The organism is Isoptericola cucumis, from assembly GCF_014635665.1.
GTDB lineage: Bacteria > Actinomycetota > Actinomycetes > Actinomycetales > Cellulomonadaceae > Isoptericola > Isoptericola cucumis.
Genome location: NZ_BMDG01000012.1, coordinates 142,447 through 162,958, shown reverse-complemented (window position 1 = coordinate 162,958; position 20,512 = coordinate 142,447). Strand labels below are relative to the sequence as shown.

Below are 20,512 nucleotides of genomic sequence, written 5' to 3'. Positions count from 1 at the left end.
CCCGTGGTCAACGGCTCAGGCGGCGCAACCGTCCCAGGGCGAGCGCCGTGGCCACCGCGGTGACGGCCAGCGGCCAGGCCACGGCCAGGGCCACGGCATGCTCGGCCGGCCACGAGGCTGCGGGGTCGGCGGGGTTGCCGAACAGCTCCCGTGTGGCGATCACGGTGGCCGACAGCGGGTTCCACTCGGCGGGCACGGCCAGCCAGCCGGGCATGAGGGAGGTGGGCACGACGGTGTCCGCCACCATCGCCAGGGGGAACACGAGCGAGAAGTACTTCATCGCCGACTCAGGCCCGCTGACCAGCAGCCCCAACAGGATGCCGATCCAGGAGAAGGCGGCGCGCAGCAGGAGGAGCAGGCCCAGCGCGGCGAGGAACGCGCCGGCGCCCGCGTGCCCCTGCCAGCCGAACAGCAGCCCCAGGGCCATGAGGACCACCAGCTCGACGACGGCGGTGAGCAGGTCCGCGAGCGCCCGTCCGGCGAGCACGGCCGTGGGTGACATGGGCAGGGTCCGCATCCGGTCCAGGACGCCGCCCCGCGCGTCGGCGGCCGTCGCGACGGTGGTGCTGCCGATGCCGAACGCCATGGTGAGCGCGAAGAGGCCCGGCAGGAGGAACTCGCGGTACTCGTCGCCGGGCACGGACATCGCCGTCCCGAACGCGTCACCGAAGACGAACCCGAACATGGCCACGGCCATCACCGGGATCAGGAGGGTGCCGAGCAGCTCGTCCGGGCGGCGCACCAGGCGCAGCAGGTGACGGCGGGCCACCACCCACGTGTCGGCGAGCGCCCAGGCGAGCCGCGCCGGGCCGGTGGTGGGCAGGCTCGCGACGGTCGGTGTGCTCATGGTCCGGTCCCTTCGTGCGGTGTTCCTTGGTGCGCGAGGCCTTGGTGCCCGGGTCCTCCGGTCAGGTGGAGGAACACCTCGTCGAGGTCGGGGCGGAGCAGCGCGACGTCGGCCACCTGCAGCCCCGTCCGGTCGAGGGCCGGGGCCAGGCGGGCGAGGACCTCGCCCCCGCCGTGGACGGGGAACGAGACCTTGCGGGCGGCCGGGTCGACGTCCGGGGGCGTGCCGAGCGCGGCGGACAGGGTGCCGGAGGCCGCCCGCAGGTCGTGACCGACCGGCACCACGACCTCGACGCGGCTGCCGCCGAGCCGGGACTTGAGGTCCGTGGGGGAGCCCTCGGCCACGACCCGGCCGCGGTCGATCAGCGAGATCCGGGTGGCGAGCCGGTCGGCCTCCTCGAGGTACTGGGTGGTGAGCACCACGGTGGTGCCGGCGGCCGCCAGCTCGCGAACCGCCGACCAGACCTCGCTGCGGCTGCGCGGGTCCAGGCCGGTGGTCGGCTCGTCGAGGAAGAGCACGAGCGGGCTGCGGATCAGGCTGACGGCCAGGTCGAGGCGCCGGCGCATGCCGCCGGAGTACTGCCTGACGGGGCGGTCGGCGGCCGCGTCGAGGTCGAACCGCTCCAGCAGGTCCGTGGTCCGTCGCCGGGCCGCCCGGGCGCGCATGCGGTGCAGGCGCGCGAACATCTCGAGGTTCTGCCGTCCGCTCAGGACCTCGTCCACGGCGGCGTACTGACCTGCCACGCCGATGCGCGCCCGGACCCCGGCGGGGTCGGCGGACACGTCACGGCCCGCGACCCGGGCGTGTCCGGCGTCGAACCGCAGCAGCGTGGCCAGGATCCGCACGGCGGTGGTCTTGCCGGCGCCGTTCGGGCCGAGCAGCCCGTGCACCGTGCCGGGGGCGACGGCGAGGTCGAGGCCGTCCAGCGCGGTCCCGCGGCCCGGGTAGGTCTTCCGCAGGCCCTCGGCGAGGACGGCGGGCTCGTGGTCGGCGGCGGTGGTCATGCGACCACCGCGCGCCGGGAGGCGGGCTGCGGGGCCAGGCCCGGCCGGGCGGTGCCGGCCTGCCGGTCCAGCAGCCCCGTGGTGACGTCGTCGTGACGTCCGAGCGCGATGCGGGCGATGTTGAGCAGCGACTCGCTGCGCTCCCGGAAGTAGCCCGAGTGGCCGGTCACGTCGCCCGTCGCGAACCGTGTCGCGCCCAGCGCGGGGTGCAGCGGGGGCCGCCCCAGCCCGAGGGTGCCGAGCCTCGCGTGCGGGAAGTAGCGGATCCAGTCGGTCTCGGCCTGGGCGGCCCACAGCCGGGTGCCCGTGCCGAGCTCGTCGCGGCGCCACACGCCCAGGCCGGGGCTGCCCAGCGCCACGAAGTCGTCGACCCGCGCCGTGGCGAGGGCGAGACCGCCGACCGTGCTGCCGTAGCTGTGCCCGATCAGGGTGAGGTGCGCCGACCGCGGGAGGTAGAAGGTGAGCCGCGCCAGGTCCGGGGCCCCCTCGGCGGCGGGCACGTTGGACGCCGCCGCCGCCAGGTCCGCCGGCGCGCGGTAGCCGACCCACACCACGACGGCCACGTGGGGGTCCGGGTCGAGGGCCTGCATCGTGCGCAGCAGGAGCTCGCCGCGGGCCCGGGGGCTGTCGGGCCCCTCCTCGGTGAAGTAGTTGCCCAGGTGGTGACCGTTCCCCGGCACGAGCACCGCGACGTGGTCGGCGGTGGCGACGTCGCCCAGGGCCTCCACGACGCGGGCACCGCCGGGCGGGTCGCCGGCCAGGATCGTGCGGCCGTCGATCTCCTGCGGCCGGTACTGCAACGGGTCCGCCGGGCCCTGAGCCCTCGGCGGGAGTGTCGTCGTGGTCATGGCAGCGAAGGTAGGAAGCGGGTCTCGCCGGGCACATCACGCCCGGGAGCCATTCGGCCCCTACCCGGGTACTGCCCCGGACGCCGGCCCCGCACGTCGGCCCCGCGCGCGCAGGCGACGTCACTCTCCGGTAGGGGGGCGGGTCGTCCTCGCGCGGGACGCGCGCAGCACGCCGCGCCGTCTACCGTCGGCTGCATGAAGCCGTTCCCCGACCCCGTCCGGAGCCGCACCGGCGCGCCCCCGTGGGGCGCGCCGTGAACCGGGCCGCCGACACCGCCCGCGCGGCGCTGCCTGCGCCGCTGCGCGGGCTGGGCATGTGGGCCTGGGTGATCGGGGGCGTCGTCCTGCTCACGCTGTTCGTGCTCGGCCTCACGCTCGGGTCCATGCTGCACGGCATGCCGTTGGGCGCGGCGCTCATCGGCACGCTGCTGCTCACCGGCTCGATCGTCGTCGCGCTCGAACGACCCGTGGTCGGCGCGCTGCTGCACGTGGCGGGTGTCTTCACGACGGCGCTGTTCTCGACGGGGGAGCCGTGGCCGGCGCCGGTCGTCACGATCCTGGCGCTCGTCGCCATGCTGCTCGTGCTCGCCACCACGGCGCGCTGGTGGGTGGGCGTCGCCACCTGGGCGGTCGCGTGCCTCGGGCTGGTCGTCGTCGCCGGCGCGACGCAGCCCACGGGCGACGCCGTCGGCAACCTCATCGTCACCGCGAGCGTGACGTTCGCGGCGCTCGCGGTGGGGCTGCTCCTCGCGCTCTGGTGGCGGGCGAGCACCGACCTGGACGAGGCGCGCGTCCAGGCGCAGCAGGAGCACGAGGCCCGCCAGTGGGCCGAGGAGCGCTCGCGCGTCGCGCGGGAGATGCACGACGTCGTGGCGCACTCCATGTCGATCGTGCACATGCGCGCGACGTCCGCGCGGTACCGCATCCCCGACCTCCCGGACGCGGCGGTCGCCGAGCTCGACGGCATCGCGACGCAGGCGCGCGAGGCGCTCGGCGAGATGCGGGGCGTGCTCGGCGTGCTCCGCGGCGACGACGCCGCCCAGCTGGCGCCCCAGCCCGGGCTCGCCCAGCTGCAGGAGCTGGTCGACGGCGCCCGCGCGGCCGACGTCGACCTCACGGCGCACCTCGACGTCGTCGAGCCGGCGCCGCCCGAGTCGGTGCAGCTCGCGCTGTACCGGGTGGCGCAGGAGGCCGTCGCCAACATCGTCAGGCACGCGCCGGGCGCAGCCGCGCGCCTCACCCTCGAGGCGGGCGAGCAGCTCACGCTCACGGTCACGAGCCGCGGCGGCGTCACCGCCGAGGCGCCGGATCGCGGTGGTGCGGGTATCCGCGGCATGATCGAGCGCATGACGACGATCGGGGGCACACTCACGGCCGGGCCCGTCCCGGGCGGCTTCGAGGTCAGCGCGGTGGCTCCGCGCGGCACCGCATGATCCGCGTGCTGGTCGTCGACGACCAGGCCATGTTCCGCGTCGGGCTGGCCGCGATCCTCGACGCGCAGCCCGACATCAGCGTCGCCGGCGAGGCCGAGGACGGCACGCAGGCCCTGGCCCGCGCGCGCAGCCTGCGGCCGGACGTCGTCCTCATGGACGTGCGGATGCCCGGCATGAACGGCATCGACGCGACGGCGGCGATCCTGGGCGACACGATCTCGGCGCACCGGCCGCGCGTCGTCATGCTCACGACGTTCGACATCGACGACTACGTGTTCGCGGCGCTGCGCGCGGGGGCCAGCGGGTTCCTGCTCAAGGACGCCGCGCCCGACGACCTCGTCGCCGCCGTGCGGACCGTGCACGCGGGCGACGCACTGCTCGCGCCGCGCGTGACGCGCATGCTCGTCGAGGAGCTGCTGGAGCGCCCCGCGCCGGCACCGAAGCGTGACGTGCTCGTCGCGCTCACCGAGCGCGAGCGCGACGTGTTCATGCTGATGGCCCGTGGCATGTCGAACTCCGACATCGCGCGCCGCCTGTACATCGCCGAGCAGACGACCAAGACGCACGTGAGCCGCATCCTCGGCAAGCTCGGCCTGCCCGACCGGGTGCACGCCGTCGTGCTCGGGTACGAGGCGGGGCTCGTGCGCCCCGGCGACCCGCTGCCCGAGTAACCCCCGTACGCCGGTAGCCCCCAAGTTGGCTCTCGCGTGTGATGCCCCGGCCGCCACCGTCCCCCCACTGTGGGTCGCGTCGGAACGAGACCCACGCGAAAGAGGACCGGACATGAGGGCACGAAGCAGCAAGCGCCGCACGGCAGTCGGACGACCGGAGGCGACGGCCGGCACGCCCGGCCTCGCCGTCGAGCTCCGTGGCGTCCGGCGGCAGTACGGCCGGGGCGGGAACACGGTGCACGCCCTCGCGGGCGTGGACGCCGCCCTCCCGCGGGGCACGTTCACCGCGATCATGGGCCCGTCGGGCTCGGGCAAGTCCACCTTCCTGCAGTCCGCGGCCGGGCTCGACCGGCCGACGGCGGGGGCGGTGTTCCTCGGCGGGACCGACATCACCGGGCTGAGCGAGGACGAGCTCACCGAGCTCCGGCGCGACCGCATCGGGTTCGTCTTCCAGTCGTTCAACCTGCTGCCGTCGCTGACGGTGGAGCAGAACGTCCTGCTGCCCACCCGCCTGGCGGGGCAGCGTCAGGACCGGCGGCGGGCGGCCGCCGTGCTCGCCCAGGTCGGCCTCGCGGACAAGGGGCGGCGGCGTCCCGGCGAGCTCTCCGGCGGGCAGCAGCAGCGCGTGGCCATCGCGCGCGCCCTCGTCACCGCTCCGGACGTGATCTTCGCCGACGAGCCGACCGGCGCCCTCGACACCCGTACCGCCGCCGACGTCCTCGGGCTGCTGCGGCAGGCCGTGGACACGCTCGGCGCGACCGTCGTCATGGTCACGCACGACCCGGCGGCGGCGGCCTGGGCCGACCGCGTGCTGTTCCTCGCCGACGGCTCGTTCGCCGGCGGCCTGGAGCGGGCGTCGGCCGAGCAGATCGCGACCCGGATGACGGCGCTCACCGCGGTCGCGGCCGGCGGCGCCCGCCCGGGTGCGATGGCAGGGGCGGCGGCGTGATGCGCACCACCGGCCTGGCCCGCGCGGCCGTCCGCGCCAAGCCCGCGTCCTTCGCGGGAACCTTCGTCGCGCTCCTGATGTCCGCGCTGATCGTCGCGGCGACCGGGACGCTGCTCATGACGAGCCTGACCGCGTCCGTCCCGCCCGAGCGGTACGCGAACGCGCCGGTCGTCGCGGCGGCCGACCAGAACGAGTACGTCGTCACCGGCACCGGCGAGGACCGTGAGGCCGAGCCCGTCCCGCTCCCGGACACGGCCCGGGTCGACGCCGGCCTGGCGGCGCAGGCCGCGCAGGCGCCGGGCGTGGCGGACGCCGTCGCGGACGTCACCTTCCCGGTGCGGGCCGGGGGCGACGCCCTCACCGCGCACGGCTGGGGCTCGCACGCGTTCACCGGCTCCGCGCTGACCTCCGGGGACGCGCCGGGCGCGGGCGAGGTGGTGCTCGACGCGACCGCGGCGGACGCCGCCGGCCTCGCGGTCGGCGACACGGTCGCGATGCAGACCGCCGCGGGCCAGCGGGACTTCCGCGTCGCGGGCCTGGCCGAGGCCGGGCCGGGCGACACGGCACGCACCACCGAGGCCGCGGCCGGCACCGCCTGGTTCGCCGACACGGAGGCGCCCGCCCTCGCCGGCCACCCGGGCACGGCGGACGCCGTCGCCGTGCTGGCGGAGCCCGGTACCGGCACGGGCGCGCTCGCCGCCTCCGTGCAGGAGGCGCTGGCCGGCTCCGGCGCGCAGGTGCTCGTCGGCGACGACCGCGGCGCCGTCGAGGAGCGCGGGCTCGCCACCGCGAAGCAGACCCTCTTCGGCATCGGCGGCTCGTTCGGCGGCATCGCCGCCATCGTCGCCGTCTTCACGGCGGCCGGGACGGTCGCCCTGTCCGTCTCCCAGCGCGCCCGCGAGTTCGCGCTGCTGCGCGCCGTCGGCGCCACGCCGCGGCAGATCCGCCGCGCGGTCGCCGCCGAGGCGGTGCTCGTCGCGCCGCTCGCCGGCATCCTCGGGACGCTGCCGGGCCTCGGGCTCGCCCACTGGTGGTTCGGGCAGCTGCAGGACCGGGGCGCGATCCCCGAGGGGGTGCAGCTGGAGGTCAGCGTCTTCCCGCTGCTGGCCGCCGTCGCCGTCGGGCTGCTCACCGCGCTCGGCGCCGGGTGGATGGCCGGGCGCCGGCCGGCACGGACCAAGCCGGGCCAGGCACTGTCCGAGGCGTCGGTCGAGCGGCTCCGCCCGGGCAAGGTCCGGACGCTCCTCGGCCTGGCCGCCCTCGCCGGCGGCGCGTCGCTGACCGGCGTCTCCGCCAGCTCGACCGGGGACGACGCCGCCGGCGCGGCCCTCGGCGTCGTCATGCTGTTCATGCTCGCCGTCGGGCTGCTCGGCCCCCTGATCGCCCGGGTGGCCGCGGGCCTCTTCGGCCTCCCGCTGCGCGGCGCCGGAGCCTCCGCGTCGCTCGCGGCCGCCAACTCGCGCACCAACGCGCGGCGCCTCGCGTCGGCCACCACCCCGGTCGTGCTCGCCATGGCCTTCGCGTCGACGCTGGTCTTCATGCACTCCAGCGAGAACCACGCCGCCGACGAGCAGGTGCGCGCCGGCATCACCGCGGACCACGTGATCACGGACCCGGCCGGGCTCCCGGTGGACACCGTGGAGCGGGCCGCCGGGACGCCCGGGGTGGACGGCGCCGTCGGCGTGCTGAGCACCCAGGTGCTCGTGCCGGTCGGCTCGGGCGAGTTCTCGTCGCTGTCGGGCGCGGGCACCCAGGGGATCACCGGCTCGGGCGCCGAGCTCGCCCAGGTGCAGGACCTGGACGTGCGCGACGGCGACCTCGACCGGCTCGGCGAGGGCCGGATCGCCATCGACCGGACCCTCGCCGCCTCGGCGGAGGTCGGCGTCGGCGACGAGCTGGCGATGTTCCTGCCGGACGGCACCGAGGCGAGCCCGGAGGTCGTCGCGGTCTACGGGAACGGCCTCGGCCTCGGGACCGTCACCATGGACCGGGCCGACCTCGACGGGCACGTCACCTCGGGGTTCGACAGCACCCTGCTGGTCAGCGGCGGCTCGGCGGAGGCGCTCGCCGGCCTGGGCGACGTCACCGACGCCTCCGGCTACGCGACCGCCCAGAACGGGGAGGCCGCGCTGGGGGCCTGGATGAACGCCGCCATGGCCGCAGTCCTCGGCGGGTTCGCCGCCGTCGCCGCCGTCAACACCCTGGTGATGATGGTCCTCGACCGTCGTCGCGAGCTGGGCTCGCTGCGCCTCCTGGGCGCCACGCGGCTCCAGGTGCTGAAGATGCTCCGCTGGGAAGGCCTGCTGGTCGCCGCGATCGGCGTGGTCCTCGGGTCCGCGATCGCCGCCGCCACGCTCTTCCCCATGATGCAGGGCGTGACCGGCGCGGCGCCGTACGTGCCGCCGCTGGTCTACGGGTCCTTCGTGGCCGCCGCCGTCGGCCTGTCCCTCGCCGCGGTCGCGGTGCCGGGGCGCGCGGTCCTGCGTCGTCGGTCGTAGCGGCCGGCCTGCCACCGACGACGGGGCCGGTGAGCACCACGCTCACCGGCCCCGTCCGTTCGCCGCGTCCTGCGCCGGTGGTCAGACCGGCTGGACCAGCCAGTCGCGGCGGGCGGGGTTGGTCACCTCGGGGAGGCGACGCTCGCCGTCGGCCGGGGCCGCCCAGCGCACGCCGTTCGCGAGGACGCGACGAACCTGCGGGTGGAAGTACACCGGGTACTCCTGGTCGCCGGGGCTGAAGTAGAAGATCCGGCCGCGGCCGCGCGTGAACGTGACACCCGAGCGGAACACCTCGCCGCCCTCGAAGGAGCTGATGAACACCACCTCGTCCGGGTTGGGGATGTCGAAGTGTTCGCCGTACATCTCCTGGTGCTCGACGACGAGCGGCTGCTCGATCCCCGCGGCGATGGGGTGGCCGGGGGACGTGGTCCACACGAGCTCGCGCTCGGCGTCGTTACGCCAGGCCAGGGAGCAGGTGGTGCCCATCAGGCGGATGAAGATCTTCGAGAAGTGGGCCGAGTGCAGCACCAGCAGGCCCATCCCACCGAGCACGTGGCGCTGGACCCGCGCGACGACCTCGTCGTCCACCTGGTCGTGGGCCATGTGCCCCCACCACAGCAGCACGTCGGTGCCGGCGAGCGCCTCCTCGGAGAGGCCGTGCTCGGGCTCGGCGAGCGTCGCGGTGCGCACCTCGACGTCGTCCCCGAGCAGCTCGGTCAGGCCTTCGGCGATCGCGCCGTGGATGCCGTCGGGATAGATCGCGCGGATCTCGGCCTGGGTGGTCTCGTGGACGTTCTCGTTCCACACGAGGACACGGGTGGTCATGCGGCACCTCCGACGATGTCCAGGTTCTCGTCCAGGGAGACCTCGCGGCCGGCGGCCGCGGAGGCATAGGCGGCGTCCACGATCTTGGCGCGGCTCAGCCCGACGGTGCCGTCGTGCTCCGCCCAGGTGTGCGGGTCGCGCACGTGCTCGAGGAAGGTGTCGACGACCGCGACGTGCCCGCGTCCGGCCTCGGCCGTGACCGGCGTGTCGAGCTGCTCCGAGCCGTGGCCGGAGAAGATCGTCAGCTCGCCCGCCGGCGCGTAGTCGACGACGGACAGGTCCGCGCCGCCCTCGGTGCCGTACAGCGTGATGCCGAACTCGTCAGGGGTGGCCCGGTGCGTGGCCCAGCTCGTCTCGAGCACGACGGAGCCGCCGCCCTCCAGGCGCAGCAGCACGGTGGCCAGGTCTTCCACCTCGTACGCCGACCCGGTGCCGTGCTTGACGTCGCCCGACCCGCCCAGGCCGCGAGGGCCGAGCTCGGCGTGGGTGACGGCGGACACCGTGGTCACGCGGGGCTCGTCCATCAGGTGCAGGGTCCAGTCGAGCACGTGCACGCCGAGGTCCACGAGCGGGCCGCCGCCGGCCATCTCGGCGTTCGTGAACCAGCTGCCCAGGGCGGGGATGCCCGCCCGGCGCAGCCACATCGCCCGGGCGTGGTACGGCCGGCCGATGGTGCCGTCGTCGACAGCCGCGCGGACGGCCTCGATGTCGCCGCGCCGGCGGTGGTTGAACGTGATCTCCAGGACGCGACCCGCCTCGCGCGCCGCCTCCACCATGGCCTGCCCCTCGGCGGCCGTCCGGGCGATCGGCTTCTCGCACAGCACGTGAGCGCCCGCGCGGAGCGCCCCGATGCTGATCGGCGCGTGCAGGTACGTCGGCACCGCGACGCTCACGACGTCGAGGTCGCCCCTGGCGACGAGCTCTTCCCAGTCCTCGTACGTGGCGACGCCGTACTGCTCCGCGAGGGTCGCGCGGGCGTCGGCCTCCTTGCCGGCGACGGCCACGAGCTCGACGCCCTCTGCCGCATGAAGGGCGGCCATGTGCTGTTGGCCCGCCCAGCCGAGGCCGACGACCCCCGCGCGGATGACACCGTTGTCAGACATGCTCCTCGTTCCTCTGGCTGGTGTGGCGAAATGATTCGAGGCCAGAATTTAATGACCCGGTTGCGAGGCTAGTGAAGCGAGGTGACGAGGTCAACGCACGGCGCCACGATGGTCCACCGTGTCTTCGCACGATGTCGCCGGTGGGCGACGACGATCGCTGGTAGGTTGCCAGACGCCGTGCGACAGACCGAGGAGGTGGTACCCGTGGACGCAGTATCGACGTGGGTGCTCTCCTTCGGGGTCACGGTCGGGCGATAGGTCGCCCGGGAGCGCCGTTCACCAGCACTCCCGAAAGGCACGACCATGGACCTCTTCTCCGAACGGCGCCTCGACGACGGCGTCCTCGAGCGCGAGCTCACCCTCGGCGACGTTCCCGGCATCCTGTGGACACCGGCCTCCGCCTCGCCGTCCGCGCCCGTGCCGCTGATCCTGCTCGGCCACCCCGGCGGGCTGGGCAGGATGCACGCCCGGCTCTCGGCCCGGGCCAGGCGGTCCGCGGCGGACGGGTTCGCCACGGCGACCATCGAGCTGCCCGGGGGTGGTGGGCGGCCCCGGCTGCCCGCCGTCGACGAGGCCCGCGCCGACCTGCAGCGGGCCCTCGCGGCCGGACAGCCCGTCACCGACGACATCGTCGACCGCCTGGTCCTACCGCTGGTCGAGCAGGCCGTCCCGGAGTGGCGGGCCACCCTCGACGAGCTCCTCGCGCTCCCTGAGATCGGCGGACCGGTCGGGTTCTCGGGCGGGGTGGTCGCCGTCGGCGTCCGGCTGGCTGCGGTCGAGCCGCGCATCGCGGCCGCCGGCCTCTTCGCGGGGAGCTACGTGCCGCGCTCGACGTTCGACGACGCCCGTCGGGTCACGATCCCGCTGCACGTGCTGCTGCAGTGGGACGACGAGGGCAACGACCGGCAGCTGGCCCTGGACCTGTTCGACGCCTTCGGCTCCTCGCAGAAGACGCTGCAGGCCAACATGGGCGGGCACACCGGCGTCCCGCCCTTCGCAGGTGACGACGCGGCCCGGTTCTTCGCCCGGCACCTGCGCTAGCGGCCGCCCGGGCCTGCCGTCAGGAGGCGCTCATCTGCTGCACGCCGGCGGTCCACTCCCAGTGCCACGGCTCGTACTTCGAGCCGCCGTAGCGGGCCCAGTCGGGGTTGTCCCACCCGTACGCCGGGGCGTTGGCGGCGAGCCAGTCCCACCGGTCCCCGGAATACGACTCGGCGCAGATGTCCACGGCGAGCCCCCAGCCGTGGTTCGACGACCCGGGCACGGCGGCGAGGTAGCCCTTGGCGGCCTTCGTCGCGACCTGCTGGGAGTAGCTGCGGTAACCGTCCGTGATGCACATCGGCTCGCCGAACTGCGCGATGTACGCCTGGTTCAGCTTGGCCAGGGCGACGGCCGCGTCGGCGCGCACCTGCGTGTGGCCGTCCCACAGCGTGCACATCTCGCTGCTGGGGACCTGGCCGTTGGAGCCGTACCCGGCTGCCTCGCCGTCGCAGCCGGGCAGCACGGGAGGCGGGGGCGCGGCGGAGATCTCTCCCTGGGTCGGGCCCTCGACCGACATCCGGGCGTCCTTGGCCACCGTGACCTGGGTCCCGCCGGCCACTGCCGCTGTCCGCCCGGCAGAGGTGCGGGCCTGGCCGCGCGAAGCCCCTCCGTCGCGGTCGTCGACCGCGGCGGCGGCTGCCGCCGTGACCGCGTCCAGAGCGCCGGTGGTGGGACGGTCGTCGGCCTCGGGCGCGGTGGCCTGGGGTGCCGTGGTGAGGGCCGTGGTCGTGGCGACGGCCACGGTCAGCCCGACCCCGATGCCCGCCCAGCGGCCCGGGGTGCGCCCGCGGCGACGCGTGGAAGCGGCCGGGAGGGCGGTCGTGCGCGCGGCGGGCCGGACCGTGGCGTGTGCGGGGGGACGGGTCGGCTCGGTGGTGCCGCGTCGCGCCGGGGCCGGGTGCCGGCTCCGGCCGCCTCGTCCGGGGTCGCGTCGGCTGGGCAGGGGAGCGGCGGGGGTGCGGGGGTCGGTCGCGGAGGGCGACTCGGAGCTCCCGTGCGTCATCGTGCCGCCCGCCTTTCCTGGTGCTTCTGAACCACTGGCCGGGCAGGAACGTATCGCATCACCCCACCAAAAGTCACGAAACGATCACGGGCGGGGAATGCGGCCGGACAGCCGGACGATCCGATCCAGGGTGCTGTCGCCGGGCTCCAGCGGTGCACGGACGACTGCGAACGCCATGCCCTCCCCGCGCGCCGTGTCCGGAATCTGCTCCATGCGGCGCAGCACGAGGTCGGCGACGTCGTCGTCGACCTCGCACTCGAGACCGGTCGCGCGCGCGAGGTCCCAGGTATGGATCACGGTGTCGCACAGCTGCATCTCGTCCAGCACGTGCCGGTACAGGTCGCCGACGTCCCAGCCTTCGCAGGGTGTGGGGAGGTCGAGGTCGCCTGCCGTGACCTCGGACAGAGACGTCGCGAACGCCTCGGTGGCCGTGTGCAGCGCGGACGTGTTCATCGTCGAACCTCCAGGGCGCGCTCGAGGATGTCCTGCAGGGAATCGCGGCCATGGGCGAGGAGGCCGGACAGCAGGTCGTCCTCGGCGGCCCAGATCGCGCTGCGGACCTCCTCGACCGTGTCGCGACCCCCGGCCGTCACGTGGATGGAGTGCCGGCGACGGTCCGTCCCGGTGCGCCGCTCGGCGAGCCCGCGCGTCTCGAGCACGTCGAGGTCGTGGACGATCCGGTTCCTGCTGTACCCGAGCCGGTCCGCGATCTGGGTCTTGCTGAGTCTCGAGCTCTCGCGGCCCTCAGGCGCGCGGCGCGACGGCGCGTCCCCGGGCCGCCGAGGTGACCAGGTCGCCGGCGGGCAGGGACCGCCCGCTCTTCGCGGCCTCGGCCCACGTCCGGGTGTCGGTGACCGCGACCCAGTTCGAGTGCAGCAGGGCCATGAGGGTCTCGTGGACCTGTCGGGCGGGGGCTGTCCCCGCGTCGTTGGCGAGGTCGATGGCGCCGGTCGCGTCGGAGAGCACCTCGACGATGAGCCCGAGCGGCTCGGCGGCGGCTGCCGAGCCGACGACGCAGTTGTTCGTCATGTAGCCCACCAGGGTGAGCGTGTCGACCTCGTGCTCGCGCAGCCACTGCTCGAGGTCGGTCGCGGTGAAGATGCTCGAGTAGTTCTTGACCACCCGCTTCGCGGCGAAGGCCGTGCGGCGCTCGATCTGCGGGTGCAGCTCCCGGCCCGCCGAGCCGGCTGCGAACGCGGGCGCGTCGCCGGGCGCCTCGTGCTGCACGACGACGACGGGGACGTCGGCCGCCTCCGCGGCGTCGATCGCGTCGAGGATGCGGGCGAGGGAGTCCTCGCGGGGCGGGAACTGGATCGGCAGCGCGCCCTCGAAGTACTCCTGCTGGACGTCGATCAGGACGAGGGCTCGGCGCGGGGTGCTCACGGTGTTCTCCCTGGGGGTGGACGGGACGGCGCGGGGGCGCCGTCGACCTCATCGTGCTGCCGCAGGACGCGGTACCGTGAGTGGCAGGAAAGCACATCTTCGATGAGATCAGGACAACCATGAGAGTCGCAGTCCACGCCTTCGACGGGATCAACGCGTTCCACCTGTCCGCGCCGCTGCTGGTGTTCGGCGAGGTGGCCCGGCTGGGCCTGGCGACGGGCTGGAGCACCACGGTGTGGAGCGAGGACGCCGGCCCCGTCCGCACCTCGGAGGGCCTGCTCGTCGGCGACCTGGCCGGCCCGGAGGCCGTGGACTCGGCGGACCTGCTGGTCTTCCCCTCCTGGCCGGTCGACACGCCGGAGCCGAGCGGCGCGCTCCTCGACGCTGCCCGGGACACGCACCGTCGTGGCGGGGGACTCGTCGGCCTGTGCCTCGGTGCGTTCCCCGTCGTGGCCAGCGGCGTGCTCGACGGACGGACGGCGACCACCCACTGGGCGCACGCGGCGGAGCTCGCCGACCGGTATCCCGCCGTCGACGTGCAGGCGGGTCCCCTGTACCTGGACCACGGCGACGTCCTGACCTCCGCCGGCACCGCGTCCGCGCTCGACGCCTGCCTGCACCTCGTCCGGCGCCGGCTCGGGGCGGCGGTGGCCGCGACGGTCGCCCGCCACCTCGTCATCGCGCCCCACCGGGAGGGGGACCAGGCGCAGTACATCGACCGCCCGCTGCGCGCCGACGGGCCCGGGCCGCTCCACGACACCATCACCTGGGCGGAGGGCCATCTCGACGCGGACCTGTCCGTCGACCGGCTCGCGGAGCGCGCGCGCATGAGCGCGCGGCACTTCTCCCGGTCCTTCCAGCAGGCGACAGGGACGACGCCGGCCCGCTGGGTCCTCACCCGCCGCCTCGACGAGGCGCGACGGCTGCTGGAGACCACGACCTGGCCGGTGAGCCGGGTCGCCGGGTCCTGCGGCTTCGCGAGCGTCGTGACGTTCCGGCAGAACTTCGTCGCGCGCTTCTCCACGACGCCGACGTCCTACCGGCACCGCTTCGCGGGCACGGTCGCGCCGGCGCTGTGACGGCGGCCCGACCGCCCCGGGCCGGCGGCCCGGCAGGTCAGGCCGAGGGCAGCCGGATCGCGCCGGAGCGGACTGCGGCGACGACACCGCCGTCGACGAGCAGGTCGGTACCGGTGACGAAGGACGCGTCCGGGCCGAGCAGGAAGGCGACGGCTCCGGCGATGTCGGTCGGCGTGCCGACGCGCCCGGTCCCCGACCCGTCGATCATCGCCCGCATGCCGGCGCCGGACTCACCCGCGAGCTCCTGCTGCCCCATGGGCGTGGAGATGACGCCCGGGCTGATGCTGTTGACGCGGGCGCCGCGCGCCCCCCACGCGAGGCTCGCGGCCTGTACCCGGACCTGGTTCGCGCGCTTCGCGATGCTGTAGGCGGTCCCGGGGTCCGGCACGGCGCCGTCCTGGAGGAACGGCAGGGTGAGCAGCTCGTCGGCCGGTGTCCCGGCCAGGGCCGCCTCCGTCTCGGCGGGGAAGCGGCCGGCCGCCATCGATCCGGCCATGCTCGCGACGACGACGCCCGAGCCGCCCGGGGCGATCACCCGCCCGAACTCCTGGAGGCTGAACGCGACACCCGCGAGGTCGACCCCGAGGATCGCGTCCACGGGCGCCTGCACCGGCGACAGCCCGGCGGTGTGGGCGACCTGCCGGACGTCCCCGAGGACTGCCGCGCCGTCCGCCAGCGCCGCCACCGATGCGTGCGACGAGACGTCGACCGGCTGCGTCCGCACCGTGAACCCGTCGCCCCGCAGCCGGTCCGCGACCTGCCCGAGCAGGGTCTCGTCGAAGTCTGCGAGCAGCAGCTCGCGGCCCGACCCGAGGCGGCGCGCGATGGCCTCGCCCATGCCGCCGACGCCGATGACGACGAGAACCTCTGCCATGACCACTCCTGAACCGTGAGGCGACTGTCCGGATACCTCACCCTACGGGCGCCCGGCGGCGTCGGTGCCGTCGGGAAGAATCCCGCGCATGCCCAGCGAGCGTCTGATGCCCATCCACGACCCCGAGGTCCCGACGACGGCGCAGCGACCGCTCGGCGCCGAGTTCACCGCGATGTCCCAGCGCGTGCTGCGGGTCACCGAGCTCACGTCCCGGCTGAACGTCCTCCCGTTCGAGGACGACGCGGGCAAGGCAGCGCTGCTCGAGCAGATCCTCGGCCGCCCGCTCCCGGCCGGCGTCACGATCTACCCGCCGTTCTTCACCGACCACGGGCTGCGCCTGGACCTGGGCGAGCGGGTGTTCGTCAACCAGAACTGCACCTTCCTCGACTACGCCGGCATCCGTCTGGGCGCGGGGACGATGGTGGGCCCGCGGGCCACGTTCATCACGATGAGCCACCCGGTCGACCCGGGCGAGCGGCGCCTGTACCTCACCGGCGGGCCCATCGACGTCGCGGAGAACGTGTGGATCGGTGCCGGCGCGACGATCCTGCCGGGAGTCAGCATCGGGCGCGACGCCGTCGTCGCCGCGGGCGCCGTCGTCGCGGACGACGTGCCGCCGCGGAGCCTGGTCACCGGGGCGAAGGCCGCCGTCCGGCGGACCTGGTAGCCCTCGTCGCCGGTCCGTGCGGTGGGGGTGACGACCGCCGCCCCGGACCTACGATGCGAGCCATGGCTCACAGCTCGTCCACCGTGACCGGAGACTTCGTCCTCTCGATGGACGAGCTGCGCACGGTGGCGCGCTTCGTGGTCCGCCACGCGGAGGACGTCCTGCCCGTGTTCGAGCGCCAGGTGCGGGACGACCCACGTCCACGGGCGGCGGTCGACGCGGCCCGGGTGTTCGTCGACGGCGCCGCCAGGTCGAGGCTGCAGCGCGTCACCTCCCTCGATGCCCACCGGGCGGCCCGGGCCGCGCCGTCCGAGGCGGCACGGCTTGCCGCCCGGTCGGCCGGGGACGCCGCGTCGGCCGCGTACCTGCACCCCATCGCGCGGGCGACCCAGGTCGGCCACATCCTGCGTGCCGCGGCGAGCGCCGCGCACGTCGGCGAGCTGGAGGCGGCCGGCGACCCCGCGGTCGGGGAGGCGCTGCTGGAACGGTCGCGGCGGCGCGCGACGCCGGAGCTCGTCGACGTGCTCCGCCGGTACCCGCCTGCGCCGGGAGGCCGGAGCCGGGTCGCGCAGCTGATGACCACGCTGGACCGTGCGCTGCGCGCCGCGCCCTGAGCCAGCCGGGCTGGCCGGCCGGTCCGGCCGTCGCCGTGCGGGCGGGCCGAGCTAGCCCGGCGGGTCGGTCGTGAAGAGCCCGCGGTGCAGGATGGCACGCACGCGGCCGGACCGGGAGGTGCGCTCGTCGAGCGCGTCCGCGGCCTGGGCGGCCATCGCCATGGGCAGGGTCAGCAGGACGTCCTGGGTCGTGGTCCCCGGGTGGAGGGCGCCGACAGTGTGCGCGTGGGCGACGAGCGGGTCGAGCGCCGCGGCGGTGCGGTCGGCGAGGTCCCGTGTCCCGAGGGCGTCGTCGTGCGCGACCATCCGCGCGAGCCAGGGGGCGTCGAGCTGGACGTCGAGCAGGTAGTGGTAGAGCCGCTGGGCGCCGTCGTCGGCGCCGGCCAGGGAGACGGCGCGCGCCTCGATGTCGGCGACGTTCTCCCGCAGGACGGCGGCCGCGAGCGCCGTCCGGTCGGGGAAGTGCCGGTGCAGCGTGGTGCGGCTGACGCCGGCGGCGCGCGCGATCTCCTCGAGCGGGACGTCCGGGCCGCGGCGGGCGAAGACGTCGCGGGCGGCGCCCACGAGGCGCTCGCGGTTGCGTGCCGCGTCTCGTCGGGTGGGTGCGTCCGCCATGGGGCCGAGGGTAGCCAGCGCAGGTGCGGGGAGGCAGGTCGGGGGTGGGTGAAAAACGTACATGGATGTACGGTTCACCGGGTGCCGGGCGTTGCCCCGAGCACACGAGACGCCACCCCGTACGAGAGAGGCTCATCGTGACCGAGACGACGACGGCCGCCGCAGCGCCGGCCGACCTGGGGTTCGACCCGGACGCCCTGCGCGAGAAGTACCGGCAGGAGCGTGACCGCCGGACCCGCCGGGACGGCAACGCGCAGTACCGCCGCGCGGCGGGGGAGTTCGGGTACTACGCGAAGGACCCGTACACGCCGCGCGCCGAGCGCGCGCCGCTGACCGACCGGGTCGAGGTCCTGGTGGTGGGCGGCGGCTTCGGCGGCCTGCTCACCGGCGCGCGGCTGCGCGAGGCGGGCTTCGCGTCCGTGCGCATGATGGACGAGGCCGGCGACTTCGGCGGCACCTGGTACTGGAACCGGTACCCGGGCATCCACTGCGACATCGAGTCGTACGTGTACATGCCGCTGCTGGAGGAGACCGGGTACGTCCCGACGATGCGGTACGCGCCGGGCGAGGAGATCCGGCAGCACGCCGTGCGGATCGCCGAGCACTACGGCCTGTACCGCGACGCCGTCTTCCACACGCGCGTGACCGAGCTGACGTGGGACGAGGACGCCGCCGAGTGGCTCGTGCGCACCGACCGCGGGGACGCGATGCGCGCCCGCTACGTCGTCGTGTCCTCCGGCACGCTGAGCCAGCCCAAGCTGCCCGGCATCCCCGGCATCGAGGACTTCCGCGGGCACACCTTCCACACCAGCCGGTGGGACTACGGCTACACCGGCGGGACCGCCGACGGCGGGATGACCGGGCTGGCGGACAAGCGGGTCGCGGTGGTGGGCACCGGTGCGACGGGCCTGCAGGCGATCCCGCACGTGGCGCGGGACGCCGCGCACCTGTACGTCATGCAGCGCACGCCGTCGTTGGTGGACGTGCGGGACAACCGGCCCACCGACCCCGCGTGGGCGGCGTCGCTGAAGCCGGGCTGGCAGCGGGAGCGGATGGAGAACTTCCTCGCGATCCTGTCGGGCGAGGAGGTCGAGCAGGACCTCACGCAGGACGGCTGGACGTCCACCGCGCGCCTGCAGCGCAAGATGATCACCGGGGCCGTGGACACGTCGGTGGACCCGGCCGAGCGGGAGCGGCTCGACGAGCTCGCCGACTTCGTGAAGATGAACGAGATCCGCGCGCGCGTCGAGACGATCGTCGAGGACCCGGCGACGGCCGAGGCGCTCAAGCCCTGGTACCGGTACATGTGCAAGCGGCCGGGGTTCTCCGACCTGTACCTCCAGTCCTTCAATCGCGACAATGTCACGCTCGTGGACACCGCCGACCACGGCGGCATCACCCGGATGACCGAGACCGGCGTCGTCGTGGGCGAGGACGAGTACGAGGTCGACTGCGTCGTCTTCGCCACCGGGTTCGAGACGGGGGTCTCGGGCGTCGTCTCGGGCACGATGCCCGTCCACGGGCGCGGCGGGCAGACGCTGCTCGAGGCGTGGGGCCGCGGGCCGCGCACGCTGCACGGCTTCTGCTCGCACGGGTTCCCCAACCTGTTCCACCTGGGGACGATGCAGAACGCGAACTCGGTGAACTTCGTGCACATCCTGTCCGAGCAGGCCGAGCACATCGCCGCCGTGGTCGCCGCCGCGCGCAAGTCCGGCGCCCGGTACGTCGAGCCGACGCGCGAGTCCGAGCAGGCCTGGTGCGACACCATCCTGGACGTCGCGGTCGACAACTCCGCGTTCCTCGCCGAGTGCACCCCCGGCTACTACAACGGCGAGGGCACGCGGCGCGCGACGCCGACGTCGTACAGCCCGGGTCCGGTCGCGTTCCACCGCGTGCTGGCCAGGTGGCGGGAGGGCGGTGGCCTCGCCGACGTGCTCGTCGACCCGGCGGAACCCGTCGAGGCGATGGAAGCTAGCGAGACGACGGAGGGCGCCCGATGAGCGCCGCGGTGCGCCGCCGCGGCCCCGCCGCGATGGTCCCGTCGCGGCTGGTGGCGGGCGTGCTGGCCGGCTGTGCGACGACGGCTGACGCCGTCCCGGCGGACCGGCCGGCCGCGCCCGGCGCGCACGGCCGCGTCGAGACCCGCACGGCCGAGCAGGTCCTCCAGGTGAGCGAGGTCCACGACGAGACCGGGATGACCCTGCTCGAGGGCCCGACGTTCGGCGCCGACGGCCGGCTCTACCTCGTCGACGTCACGGCGCCCGCGGGCGACCCTCAGCTGATGGCGGTGGACCTCGCGGCCGGCGAGGTGGAGCCGGTGCTCACCGACGGGTCCGGCGCGTACACGTCGGCGCAGTTCAGCCCCGTCGACGGGCGGCTGTACCTCACCGACTACGCCGGCGGCCGGATCGTCAGCCTCCGCCTGGACGGCGACGGCCTGCGCGTGGTCGCGAAGGGTCCCGTCGACGGGCGCCGGATGCAGCCCGACGACCTCACGTTCGACGACGACGGGAACATGTTCGTCACCGACGCGCAGTACACGACCTACCCCGACGCCGAGCCGTCGGGCCGCGTGCTGCGGTTCGACGCCGCCGACGGCGAGGGCACCGTCCTGGCCGACCACCAGCCCAACCCCAACGGGATCTCCTTCGACGCCGGCGGCGGCGCGCTGTGGGTGAGCCAGCTCGACGCCAACCGCGTCGACCGGCTCACCCTCGACGAGGACCGCACGGCCGTCACCGCCGGGCACACCGGCATGCACGTCGACGGGGGCACGACCCAGACCGACTCGAACGCCGTCGACGCGGCCGGCAACGTCTACCAGGGCGTGCACGGCGAGCCGAAGATCCTCGTCTTCGACCCCGACGGCACGCGACGCGCCACCGTCGTGCTCCCCGCCGGGCACGACGGCCTCGAGTCCGCGACGAACCTCGCGATCCGGCCCGGCACCACCGACGCCTTCGTCACCGTCAGCGGGCCCGCGGGCGGCTTCGTCTACCGGTTCGACGCCCTCGCCGCCGGGGTGCGCCAGTCCAACGGCGGCTGACGGGACCATGAC

21 protein-coding genes are annotated in these 20,512 nt (G+C 74.9%); 10 read left to right on the top strand and 11 right to left on the bottom strand.

Translation table 11 applies throughout. The features are described 5' to 3' along the window. Positions 1-7: 7 nt before the first annotated feature. Genes IEW03_RS16820 through IEW03_RS16810 form a run of 3 tightly spaced genes read right to left on the bottom strand, consistent with a single transcriptional unit; the run spans position 8 to position 2,699 of the window. The gene (locus IEW03_RS16820) at positions 8-847 is read right to left on the bottom strand and encodes an ABC transporter permease (RefSeq protein ID WP_188524848.1); all 840 of its coding nucleotides are present in this window, start codon (positions 845-847) and stop codon (positions 8-10) included. Further along, positions 844-1,851, bottom strand: coding sequence for an ATP-binding cassette domain-containing protein (locus tag IEW03_RS16815; protein WP_188524847.1), 1,008 nt, complete (start codon positions 1,849-1,851; stop codon positions 844-846). Before IEW03_RS16815 ends, IEW03_RS16820 begins: the two co-directional genes overlap by 4 nt. Then, positions 1,848-2,699, bottom strand: coding sequence for an alpha/beta hydrolase (locus IEW03_RS16810; RefSeq protein ID WP_188524846.1), 852 nt, complete (start codon positions 2,697-2,699; stop codon positions 1,848-1,850). Before IEW03_RS16810 ends, IEW03_RS16815 begins: the two co-directional genes overlap by 4 nt. Positions 2,700-2,953: 254 nt before the next feature. Between IEW03_RS16810 and IEW03_RS16805 the strand changes: the two genes are divergently transcribed. The 4 genes from IEW03_RS16805 to IEW03_RS16790 all read left to right on the top strand — a co-directional run bounded on the left by IEW03_RS16805 (position 2,954) and on the right by IEW03_RS16790 (position 8,250). Then, positions 2,954-4,132, top strand: a complete 1,179-nt coding sequence (locus tag IEW03_RS16805; RefSeq protein WP_188524845.1) for a sensor histidine kinase — start codon at positions 2,954-2,956, stop codon at positions 4,130-4,132. Beyond that, positions 4,129-4,803: a response regulator gene (locus IEW03_RS16800; protein ID WP_188524844.1), complete on the top strand. Its 675-nt coding sequence runs from the start codon at positions 4,129-4,131 to the stop codon at positions 4,801-4,803. The genes IEW03_RS16805 and IEW03_RS16800 overlap by 4 nt, the downstream gene beginning before the upstream one ends. A gap of 112 nt (positions 4,804-4,915) precedes the next feature. Then, positions 4,916-5,752, top strand: a complete 837-nt coding sequence (locus IEW03_RS16795) for an ABC transporter ATP-binding protein (RefSeq protein WP_188524843.1) — start codon at positions 4,916-4,918, stop codon at positions 5,750-5,752. Continuing rightward, entirely contained in the window at positions 5,752-8,250 is a 2,499-nt protein-coding gene (locus IEW03_RS16790; protein WP_188524876.1) for an FtsX-like permease family protein, read from the top strand. Before IEW03_RS16795 ends, IEW03_RS16790 begins: the two co-directional genes overlap by 1 nt. A gap of 81 nt (positions 8,251-8,331) precedes the next feature. On the opposite strand, the gene IEW03_RS16785 is transcribed toward IEW03_RS16790, so the two are convergent. Next, positions 8,332-9,075 (bottom strand): ThuA domain-containing protein, encoded by a 744-nt coding sequence (locus tag IEW03_RS16785; protein WP_188524842.1) that lies wholly within the window; start codon positions 9,073-9,075, stop codon positions 8,332-8,334. Then, positions 9,072-10,178 (bottom strand): Gfo/Idh/MocA family protein, encoded by a 1,107-nt coding sequence (locus IEW03_RS16780; protein WP_188524841.1) that lies wholly within the window; start codon positions 10,176-10,178, stop codon positions 9,072-9,074. Before IEW03_RS16780 ends, IEW03_RS16785 begins: the two co-directional genes overlap by 4 nt. 303 nt (positions 10,179-10,481) lie before the next feature. On the opposite strand from IEW03_RS16780, the gene IEW03_RS16775 reads away from it, so the two are divergent. Further along, the gene (locus IEW03_RS16775; protein WP_188524840.1) at positions 10,482-11,219 is read left to right on the top strand and encodes a dienelactone hydrolase family protein; all 738 of its coding nucleotides are present in this window, start codon (positions 10,482-10,484) and stop codon (positions 11,217-11,219) included. Positions 11,220-11,238: 19 nt separating this feature from the next. On the opposite strand, the gene IEW03_RS16770 is transcribed toward IEW03_RS16775, so the two are convergent. The 4 genes from IEW03_RS16770 to IEW03_RS16755 all read right to left on the bottom strand — a co-directional run bounded on the left by IEW03_RS16770 (position 11,239) and on the right by IEW03_RS16755 (position 13,605). Further along, on the bottom strand, positions 11,239-11,961 hold the full coding sequence (locus tag IEW03_RS16770; RefSeq protein ID WP_229738375.1) for a M15 family metallopeptidase: 723 nt from the start codon (positions 11,959-11,961) through the stop codon (positions 11,239-11,241). Between the two features lie 345 nt (positions 11,962-12,306). Next, the gene (locus IEW03_RS16765) at positions 12,307-12,675 is read right to left on the bottom strand and encodes a maleylpyruvate isomerase N-terminal domain-containing protein (RefSeq protein ID WP_188524839.1); all 369 of its coding nucleotides are present in this window, start codon (positions 12,673-12,675) and stop codon (positions 12,307-12,309) included. Further along, on the bottom strand, positions 12,672-12,881 hold the full coding sequence (locus tag IEW03_RS16760; RefSeq protein ID WP_188524838.1) for a winged helix DNA-binding protein: 210 nt from the start codon (positions 12,879-12,881) through the stop codon (positions 12,672-12,674). The genes IEW03_RS16765 and IEW03_RS16760 overlap by 4 nt, the downstream gene beginning before the upstream one ends. An 85-nt stretch (positions 12,882-12,966) precedes the next feature. Beyond that, positions 12,967-13,605 carry an isochorismatase family protein gene (locus tag IEW03_RS16755; RefSeq protein ID WP_188524837.1) on the bottom strand — a complete coding sequence of 213 codons (639 nt, stop codon included), beginning with the start codon at positions 13,603-13,605 and terminating at the stop codon, positions 12,967-12,969. A gap of 119 nt (positions 13,606-13,724) precedes the next feature. Here IEW03_RS16755 and IEW03_RS16750 point away from each other — a divergent pair, with 119 nt between their 5' ends. Beyond that, entirely contained in the window at positions 13,725-14,684 is a 960-nt protein-coding gene (locus IEW03_RS16750; protein WP_188524836.1) for a GlxA family transcriptional regulator, read from the top strand. 37 nt (positions 14,685-14,721) lie between these two features. On the opposite strand, the gene IEW03_RS16745 is transcribed toward IEW03_RS16750, so the two are convergent. Then, the gene (locus tag IEW03_RS16745; RefSeq protein WP_188524835.1) at positions 14,722-15,558 is read right to left on the bottom strand and encodes an SDR family oxidoreductase; all 837 of its coding nucleotides are present in this window, start codon (positions 15,556-15,558) and stop codon (positions 14,722-14,724) included. Positions 15,559-15,646: 88 nt separating this feature from the next. On the opposite strand from IEW03_RS16745, the gene IEW03_RS16740 reads away from it, so the two are divergent. Continuing rightward, the gene (locus tag IEW03_RS16740) at positions 15,647-16,225 is read left to right on the top strand and encodes a DapH/DapD/GlmU-related protein (protein ID WP_188524834.1); all 579 of its coding nucleotides are present in this window, start codon (positions 15,647-15,649) and stop codon (positions 16,223-16,225) included. Between the two features lie 62 nt (positions 16,226-16,287). Further along, positions 16,288-16,839, top strand: a complete 552-nt coding sequence (locus IEW03_RS16735) for a putative immunity protein (RefSeq protein WP_229738374.1) — start codon at positions 16,288-16,290, stop codon at positions 16,837-16,839. A gap of 51 nt (positions 16,840-16,890) precedes the next feature. Here IEW03_RS16735 and IEW03_RS20500 read toward each other — a convergent pair whose 3' ends face one another. After that, a complete protein-coding gene (locus tag IEW03_RS20500) occupies positions 16,891-17,454 on the bottom strand; it encodes a TetR/AcrR family transcriptional regulator (protein WP_229738373.1) in 564 nt (187 codons plus the stop codon). 137 nt (positions 17,455-17,591) lie between these two features. Here IEW03_RS20500 and IEW03_RS16725 point away from each other — a divergent pair, with 137 nt between their 5' ends. Next, the gene (locus IEW03_RS16725; protein ID WP_229738372.1) at positions 17,592-19,454 is read left to right on the top strand and encodes a flavin-containing monooxygenase; all 1,863 of its coding nucleotides are present in this window, start codon (positions 17,592-17,594) and stop codon (positions 19,452-19,454) included. Continuing rightward, positions 19,451-20,500, top strand: a complete 1,050-nt coding sequence (locus IEW03_RS16720) for an SMP-30/gluconolactonase/LRE family protein (protein WP_229738371.1) — start codon at positions 19,451-19,453, stop codon at positions 20,498-20,500. Before IEW03_RS16725 ends, IEW03_RS16720 begins: the two co-directional genes overlap by 4 nt. Positions 20,501-20,512: the final 12 nt, after the last annotated feature.